This is a genomic window from Ornithinimicrobium sp. (assembly GCF_051004135.1).
Classification (GTDB): domain Bacteria; phylum Actinomycetota; class Actinomycetes; order Actinomycetales; family Dermatophilaceae; genus Ornithinicoccus.
Window position 1 is genome coordinate 1 of sequence record NZ_JBPCKQ010000051.1, and the last position, 8,236, is coordinate 8,236.

Sequence of the window (8,236 nt, forward strand, 5' to 3'; positions counted from 1 at the left end):
TCGACTTCACCGAGAAGTCCTACTCCCAGGGCCAGCTGGTGCGGCGCCGCTTCTTCCGGCACAAGGGGGCCATGGTCTCGCTGTTCGTGCTCGTGTTTGTGGCCGTGCTGGCCTACACCTCGATCGGTGTCGGTCCCATCCCCGGATGGTGGGGCAAATCCTACCTGTTCGGCGGGACGACGGTCGACGGTGGACGCCCGACCCTGAGCCTGTTCCCGCCCGGCATCGGGGAGAGCCCGTTCGGTCAGGAGACCACCGGCAAGGACTACTTCGCGCTCACCATGAAGGGCGCGCAGGCCTCCCTCCTGGTCGCCTTCGCCGTCGGCATCCTGAGCACGCTCATCGGCACCGTCGTCGGGGCCGTGGCCGGCTTCTACCGCGGTTGGGTCGAGGCGATCCTGATGCGGCTGACCGACCTGTTCATCGTCATCCCGCTGCTGATTCTGGCCGCGGTCGTGGCCAAGATCGCCGGTGGGGGGATCTGGGCGATCTCGATCGCCCTGAGCATCCTGATCTGGACGGGCTTGGCCCGGCTGGTGCGGGGAGAGGTGCTCTCGCTGCGTGAGCGGGAGTTCGTCACCGCCGCCGAGGCGATCGGCACCTCGAGCGGGCGGATCATCCTGCGGCACATCCTGCCCAACACCATCGGCACCATCATTGTCAGCGCCACCCTGACCATCGCCGCCGCGATCCTGCTGGAGAGTGCGTTGAGCTTCCTCGGCTACGGCATCCAGCCACCCGACAGCTCGCTGGGCCAGCTGATCAGCACCTACCAGAACGCCTTCCTGACCCGGCCGTGGCTGTTCTGGTGGCCCGGGATGTTCATCCTGGCCATCGCGTTCTCGGTCAACTTCCTCGGTGACGGGCTGCGCGACGCCTTCGACCCGCGACAGAACAGGAGCGCCGACTGATGTCCACTGCCGCCACCGAGATCCCCACGGTCACCACGGACGACAAGGGTGCCGTGCTCTCCTTCACCGACGTCGACGTCCGGTTCAAGACCGAGTTCGGCTCGGTGCACGCCGTCAAGGGCGTGACCATCGACGTCAAGCCGGGGGAGGTGGTCGCCGTGGTCGGGGAGTCCGGCTCGGGCAAGTCGGTCACCTCGATGACCGCGTTGCGGCTGCTGCCCAAGAACGCCGGCGTCAGCGGCCAGGTCGTGGTCAACGGCACGGAGGTCGGGCAGGTGTCCGAGCGTCAGATGCGCAAGCTGCGCGGCAACGACATCGCGATGATCTTTCAGGAGCCGATGACCGCGCTCAACCCGGTGCTGACCGTCGGCACCCAGGTGACCGAGTCGATGGAGCTGCACGGGCTCGCCGTCGGCAAGGACGCCGAGAAGCGGGCCATCGACCTGCTGGACATGGTCGGCATCCCCGAGCCGGAGCGCCGGGTCAAGCAGTACCCGCACGAGCTCTCCGGCGGGCAGCGTCAGCGGGTCGTCATCGCCATCGCCATCAGCTGTGACCCGCGGGTCATCGTCGCCGACGAGCCGACGACGGCCCTGGACGTCACGGTGCAGGCCGACATCCTTGACCTGCTGCGTTCGCTGAAGGACAAGCTCAACACCGGCATCCTGCTGATCACCCACAACATGGGGGTCGTGGCCGACATGGCCGACCGGGTCGCGGTGATGTTCAAGGGTGAGCTGGTCGAGACGGGAAGCGCCCAGGACGTGCTGACCGACCCGCAGCACGAGTACACCAAGATGCTGCTGGGCTCGGTCCCGCGGCTCGGGGCCGGGCGCGGCCAGATGGGCATCTCGGTCAAGGAGACCGTCGAGCCGGACGCCGAGCTCGCGATCGACCTGAAGAACCTGGTTATCGAGTACCAACGCCTCGGCAAGCCGCCGTTCCGTGCGGTCGACGACGTGAGCTTCCAGGTGCGCGAGGGTGAGATCGTCGGCTTGGTCGGCGAGTCCGGGTCGGGCAAGTCCACGATCGGGCGCTGTGCGCTTGGCCTGATCCCGGCGGCCTCGGGAGACTTCCGGCTGCTCGGCGAGGACCTGCCCTCGCTGGACCGCAAGGAGCTCAAGGCCCTGCGCAAGCGGATCGGCGTGATCTTCCAGGACCCCGCCGCCTCACTCAACCCCCGGCTGCCCATCGGCGACTGCATCGCCGAGCCGCTGCAGGTGCACAAGGTCGGCGACAAGCAGTCCCGTCAGGACAAGGTCTACGAGCTGCTCGATGCCGTGCAGCTGCCGCGCGAGGTCTACAACCGCTATCCGCACGAGGTCTCCGGGGGCCAGCGACAGCGCATCTGCGTCGCGCGCGCGCTGACCCTGGACCCCGAGCTGCTGGTGGCCGACGAGCCCACCTCCGCGCTCGACGTGTCGGTGCAGGCCCGGGTGCTGAAGATCTTCTCCGAGCTGCAGGAGCACTACAAGTTCGCGTGCCTGTTCATCAGCCACGACCTGTCGGTGATCGACCTGCTCGCCCACCATGTCGTCGTCCTGCAGAACGGCAGCGTGGTCGAGGCCGGGGCGCGGGAGACCATCCTGCACAACCCGCAGGAGGAGTACACCCAACGGCTGATCGCCGCAGCGCCGGTGCCAGACCCGGCCGACCAACGACGCCGACGGGACAAGCGGCACGAGCTGCTCCGCTCGCTGGGCGACGAGGTCGTCGAGCTCAAGACACTGGGCCACGAGGACGCCATCAAGCACCAGGAGTCCTCGGCTCCTTGATCCGGCTGCGTCACGCCACCTGCTCGGCATACGGTGACGCTGTGCGTCTCGTCTTCGCCGGCACCCCGGCCGCAGCCGTCCCGACCCTGCGGGCCCTGCTGCGGTCCGACCACGAGGTCGTGGCCGTGCTCACCCGCCCCGACGCCCCGCAGGGCCGCAGTCGCCGGCCGGTGCCCTCCCCGGTCCGGGTCGTCGCGCAGGAGGCCGACGTCCCGGTGCTCACCCCGGCAAGCACCCGGGACCCGGCGTTGGTCGCCACCCTGCAGGACTGTCGGCCGGATGTCTGCCCGGTCGTGGCCTATGGTGGCCTGATCCCAGCCCCGCTGCTGAGGGTGCCGACGCACGGATGGGTCAACCTGCACTTCTCGTTGCTGCCCGCCTGGCGCGGGGCCGCCCCCGTGCAACACGCCCTGATGGCCGGCGACGAGGCCACCGGAGCCACGACGTTCCTGCTTCAGGAGGGCCTGGACACCGGGCCGGTGCTGGGCACGCTCACCGAGCCGATCCGGCCCACCGACACCGCCGGTGACCTGCTCGAGAGACTGTCCACCGCGGGGGCCGAGCTGCTCGTGGCCACGCTCGATGCGATGGAGCAGGGCAGTGCGCAGCCCGTCCCGCAGCCGGCGCAGGGCGTCAGCCACGCGCCCAAGCTGAGCACCGCCGACGCCCGCATCGACTGGACCCGTCCCGGGTATGCCGTGGACCGGCACATCCGCGGGTGCACGCCTGCGCCGGGCGCCTGGACGACGTTTCGCGGCAACCGGCTCAAGGTGCTCCCGGTCAGCCCCGAGCCGGCGCCGGGCACCGCGCCGGGAGATTCGGCTGGGCAGCGGGCCGCCTCCGGCCGCATCCGGATGGTCGAGCGGTCCGTCGTCGTCGCTACGGGGCAGGGCGACGTGCGCCTCGGGCAGGTGCAACCACTGGGCAAACCGGTCATGGACGCCGTGGCCTGGGCACGCGGCGCGCGCCTGGAGCCCGAGGAGAGCCTGGGGGGTGAGCTCAGTGGCTGAGCGGGAACGCCGGCCCCGATCCCGGACTGCACCGTCGCAACGACCGGGACGTGGCGACCCGGCCCGCGACACGGCATACCAGGCCCTGCGGGCCGTTGAGCAGGGCGCCTACGCCAATCTCGAGCTGCCCCGGCTGCTGCGCGGGGCCCGGTTGCGCGGGCGGGACGCGGCGTTCGCCACCGAGCTGACCTACGGCGCGTTGCGGATGCAGGGGCTCTACGACGCCGTGATCGTCCAGGCGGCCCAGCGCCCGGTGGAGCGGATCGACGCTCCCGTCCTCGACGTGCTTCGGCTCGGAGCGCATCAGCTGCTCGCGATGCGGGTGCCCGACCACGCCGCCGTCAGCGCCACGGTGGCACTGGCGCGGGGACGGATCAGCCAGGGGTCGGGCGGGTTCGTCAACGCGGTGCTGCGCCGGGTCGGCGAGCGGTCCCGCGAGCAGTGGGTGCAGGAGGTCACCACGTCGATCGAGGATCCGCTCGAGCGGCTGGCGGTCGAGCACTCCCACCCGGTGTGGATCGTCCGAGCGCTGCGCGCGGCGCTGATCGGGCACGGTGTCAGCACCCCGGAGCGAGCGAGCGGCGACCTGAGCGCCCTGCTCCAGGCGCACAACGCCCCCGGCCCGCTCACTCTGGTCGCGCGGCCCGGCCTGGGTGCCGAGGGCGAGCTGGAGACAGCCGGGGCCACGCCCACTCCTGCGGCCGCGACGGCTTGGACCCTCGACGGCGGCGACCCCGGATCTTTGCAGGCCGTCCGCGACGGTCGGGCCGCGGTGCAGGACGCGGGCTCCCAGCTGGTCACCCACGCCCTGTTGGGTGCGGCCGTGGACGGTGACCGCGGGCGATGGCTCGACCTGTGCGCGGGGCCGGGGGGCAAGACCGGCCTGCTCGCCGCCACCGCAGCCCAACGGGGTGCTCGGCTGCTGGCCACCGAGGTCAGCCCGCATCGCGCCGAGCTGGTCCGGCAGACGTTGCGCGCGGCGGTGGCCGCCGGTGCCGAGGTGGAGGTGGCTGTGCGGGACGGCCGCATGATGGGGCGGGAGGCGGCCGACTGTTTCGACCGGGTGCTGGTGGATGCCCCGTGCACGGGCTTGGGTGCCCTGCGTCGCCGGCCGGAGGCGCGCTGGCGCCGCATGCCCTCGGACCTCACCGAGCTGGGGCCGCTGCAGCGCGACCTGCTGGTCTCGGCCCTGGGTGCCGTGCGGCCCGGTGGGGTGGTCGCCTACGCCACCTGCTCCCCGCACCTCGCGGAGACCCGGCTCGTGGTCTCCGACGTGCTCAAGCACACACCGGGTGCGCAGATCGAGGACGTCCGTGCGCTGGTCACGGACCGGGCCGGCGCCGTGATGGCGCAGACCGGTGATGGACCCGGCGCTCAGCTGTGGCCGCACCTGCACGGCACCGACGGCATGTATCTGGCGCTGCTGCGCAAGACCTGAGGCCACGGCCGCGGCATCGTCCGGCTGGAGTGTGCACGTGCACGATCGGGCCGGTGGGGGTGCGCGGGAAGCATCGGAGGGCTTCCGCCGCTAGGCTCGGACGCTGTGAGCCTGCAGATCAGCCCCAGCATCCTGGCCGCCGACTTCGCCAACCTTGAGCGCGAGCTCGCTCGCATCGCGGAGGCCGACTGGGCTCACATCGACGTGATGGACGGGCACTTCGTGCCCAACCTGACCCTGGGCCTGCCCGTGCTCGAGAGACTCGCGCAGATCAGCCCGGTGCCGCTCGATGCGCACCTGATGATCGAGGACGCCGACCGGTGGGCGCCCGACTACGCCGAGGCCGGCGCCTCGTCGGTGACCTTCCACGTGGAAGCGGCCACCGACCCGGTGGCCACGGCCCGGGCCATCCGTGCGGCGGGTGCCCGGGCCTCGATCGCGCTGAAGCCCGGCACGCCCTTCGAGCCGTATGCCGACCTCCTGGACGAGGTGGACATGGTGTTGGTGATGACGGTGGAGCCCGGCTTCGGCGGGCAGTCCTTCATGACCGACCAGCTGCCCAAGATCACCCAGGTGCGCGAGGCGGTGGCCGCCCGTGGCGGGCAGATCTGGATCCAGGTCGACGGTGGCATCTCCCAGGACACGATCGGGCAGTGCGCGCAGGCGGGTGCCGACGTCTTCGTGGCCGGGTCGGCCGTCTACGGGGCGCAGGACGCCGCGGCGGCCGTGCAGACGCTGCGCGAGCTGGCCGGGCGGCACACCCACGGACAGGAATGAGATCGACCCGTCATCGCGCGGCAGCACCCGCACCGCACGCTGCGGGAGGAGCCGGTGCACATCCTGCCGTTCGGCGGGGGCGCGGAGCCCTGGCTGGCCCAGGGGCGGACGTGCGGTGCCCTGGCCGCCCCACCGGCTGTGGACACGCGGACGTAGCCTTGATCTCGTGCCGACCACCTCTCCGGACGCTTACGCGATGTTCCGGCCGCGCCGTGGCGCGGCCGTTGCCCGGGTCAGCGCGCTGGCCTGCGTCGTCGTCTTCGCCGTCGTGGCCGTGGTCGTACCCGGTGGGGGCGGTGCCGGCTTCGCGACCTCCGACCGCGTGCTGACCGTCCTGTTCGGGCTGCTGGTCGCCGCGGTGCTGTGGCGGTATGCCGTGCTCCGGGCCGTTCCGAGCCCCTCGGGGCTGCGCGTGGTCAACCTCGTGCACACCCGAGACCTGCAGTGGGAGGAGATCGTGCAGGTCGGCTTCGCCGACGGCGCCCCCTGGGTGACGTTGGAGCTCAGCGACACCGAGGAGGTCGCCGTCATGGCCATCCAGCGCGCAGACGGTGACCTTGCCGCGCAGGAGGCGTCCCGGCTCTCGGCGCTGGTCGCCCACCACGGCTCGGGCGGACCACCGCAGCGGCACTGACCGGCGGCTCAGCGCCGCAGGCTTGGCCGGGCCCGCCTTGCAGGTGCGGCTCCGCTGGTGCCCGGTTGCGGCTCAGCCTTCGCTGCCTTGGTCCTGCGCCCGCTGGGGGCCGGGATCCAGGTCGTCCCGGGTATGCGGCACCCGGGCCCGGGCCTGCTCCCGCGTCATGCCGGTCAGCACGAGCAGGTTGACGACGGTCGAGCGCACCTGCGCTCGGATCACCTCGGCGGACAGGCTCGCGCCGCGGGTGCCCCAGGTGGAGTGCCGCGCCAGCACCACCAGGTCCTCGCGCGCCTCCTGCGCGGTCCGTCCAGCCTGCAGCTCGTCGCCGATGTGCTGGGCGGCCATCGCCAGCTCGTCCACCAGGTCGACATACGCCTCCGGCACCGACTCGCCGACAGACAGGGCGACCTCGGCCCGGTAGACCAGCACCCTGGCGTCTCGGATGGCCAGATCCAGCGGCCCGATCACGGCGCCGATGGCCAGCAGCCCGGAGCGGTGCCGGCGCCGCAGCGGTGCGAGGGTAGCCACAGCCAGGCCCTCCGAGGCCGCCTCGCGCAGGTCGTCGAGCTCGGGCTGCAGGCCGCGCGCCGTCTGCATGGCTGCAGCGGCGCGCTCGGCGTCGTGCTGGCGCAGTGCCTCCGCCGTGTTGCCGAGGATGTCGGCCAGGTGCGAGACGACCAGGAACGCCCGCTCACGCGGTCGCTTGACCGTCGAGCGACCCGGGGCGAGCATGGCGATGGCCAGGGCGACCAGCCCGCCTGCCAAGGCGTCCAGCCAGCGACCGAAGGACGCACCGTCCTGGGCGACCAGGGTGGCCACGATGACTCCCTGGATGCCGGCCTGCAGCATCAGCAGCTGTCCCGCGCCGGCCAGCACCGCGAGCGACATGGCGAGCACCGTCACCGCTGCGATCTGCCAGACACCGCTGCCGAAGAAGTGGACGAAGACGTCACCGATGAAGACCCCGATCGCGACCCCCACGGTCAGCTCGACCACCCGGCGCACTCGGTTGTCGTAGGTCAGTCCCAGGCACACCATCGCGGTGACGGGTGCGAAGAACGGCAGCGGGTGATTCAACAGTGTGGTGGCCACGAGCCAGGCCAGGGCAGCGCCGATAGCGGCCTGCAGAATCATCGGGAGACGCGCGCGGAGCCGGGTCAGTCGCCCCTGCAGACCCGAGAGCGACAGCCGTCGGCGCAGAACCTCCCGTCCGCGGGTGAGCCGGGTGGCGCCCCCGTCGGTCACGGCGTCACCGCGTCCGGCTCCGTGACGGACAGATGCACGTCGACGGGCCACGGCGGCATACCGTCCGCCGCGGAGCCGAACAGCTCGTCCTCCTGCGCGGCCCAGGTGTCCCAGTGCGGCGCGAACATCTCGCCGTCCCGCGACAGGGCACGGGCGCGGCGGACCGGGGTGGGGGCGCTGAGCCAGACCGTGAGGTCGTAGGCAGCACGGTCGGCCTGGATCGCACCGACCCCCTCCACCACGACGACCTCAGCGGGGGGCACGCGCACCGGGTGTCTCGCGTAGCTCCCGCGGGCCCAGTCCCAGCGGCGGTAGGAGGCGGCCCCGCCCAAGCGTAGGGGGGTCAGCACCTGCCGGTGCAGTGTGGAGGGCGGGTGGGTCAAAACCTGCCCGCAGACACACCCGTCGTCCATACGGACATCCAATGCCGCGAACCCACGTAA

7 protein-coding genes and 1 pseudogene are annotated in these 8,236 nt (G+C 71.8%); 6 read left to right on the forward strand and 2 right to left on the reverse strand.

What is annotated here, in order from left to right; translation table 11 throughout:
• The 6 genes from ACR2FV_RS02480 to ACR2FV_RS02505 form a co-directional block, all read left to right on the forward strand.
• On the forward strand, window positions 1-911 hold a 911-nt coding region (locus ACR2FV_RS02480), incomplete at its 5' end, for an ABC transporter permease (protein ID WP_434014138.1).
• Complete coding sequence (locus ACR2FV_RS02485; RefSeq protein WP_434014139.1) at window positions 911-2,686, forward strand: ABC transporter ATP-binding protein; 1,776 nt, start codon at window positions 911-913, stop codon at window positions 2,684-2,686. The genes ACR2FV_RS02480 and ACR2FV_RS02485, both read left to right, overlap by 1 nt.
• Before the next feature lie 41 nt (window positions 2,687-2,727).
• Window positions 2,728-3,696 (forward strand): methionyl-tRNA formyltransferase, encoded by a 969-nt coding sequence (gene fmt / locus ACR2FV_RS02490; RefSeq protein WP_434014140.1) that lies wholly within the window; start codon window positions 2,728-2,730, stop codon window positions 3,694-3,696.
• A complete protein-coding gene (locus ACR2FV_RS02495) occupies window positions 3,680-5,134 on the forward strand; it encodes an RsmB/NOP family class I SAM-dependent RNA methyltransferase (protein WP_434014141.1) in 1,455 nt (484 codons plus the stop codon). Before fmt ends, ACR2FV_RS02495 begins: the two co-directional genes overlap by 17 nt.
• Window positions 5,135-5,245: 111 nt before the next feature.
• Window positions 5,246-5,911 (forward strand): ribulose-phosphate 3-epimerase, encoded by a 666-nt coding sequence (gene rpe / locus ACR2FV_RS02500; protein ID WP_434014144.1) that lies wholly within the window; start codon window positions 5,246-5,248, stop codon window positions 5,909-5,911.
• A 166-nt stretch (window positions 5,912-6,077) separates the two neighbouring features.
• A complete protein-coding gene (locus ACR2FV_RS02505; protein WP_434014142.1) occupies window positions 6,078-6,545 on the forward strand; it encodes a PH domain-containing protein in 468 nt (155 codons plus the stop codon).
• 72 nt (window positions 6,546-6,617) lie between these two features.
• Here ACR2FV_RS02505 and ACR2FV_RS02510 read toward each other — a convergent pair whose 3' ends face one another.
• Window positions 6,618-7,793 carry an FUSC family protein gene (locus ACR2FV_RS02510; protein WP_434014143.1) on the reverse strand — a complete coding sequence of 392 codons (1,176 nt, stop codon included), beginning with the start codon at window positions 7,791-7,793 and terminating at the stop codon, window positions 6,618-6,620.
• Window positions 7,790-8,236 (reverse strand): annotated as a pseudogene (locus ACR2FV_RS02515) (hypothetical protein); the annotation flags it as partial. The pseudogene ACR2FV_RS02515 and the gene ACR2FV_RS02510, both read right to left, overlap by 4 nt.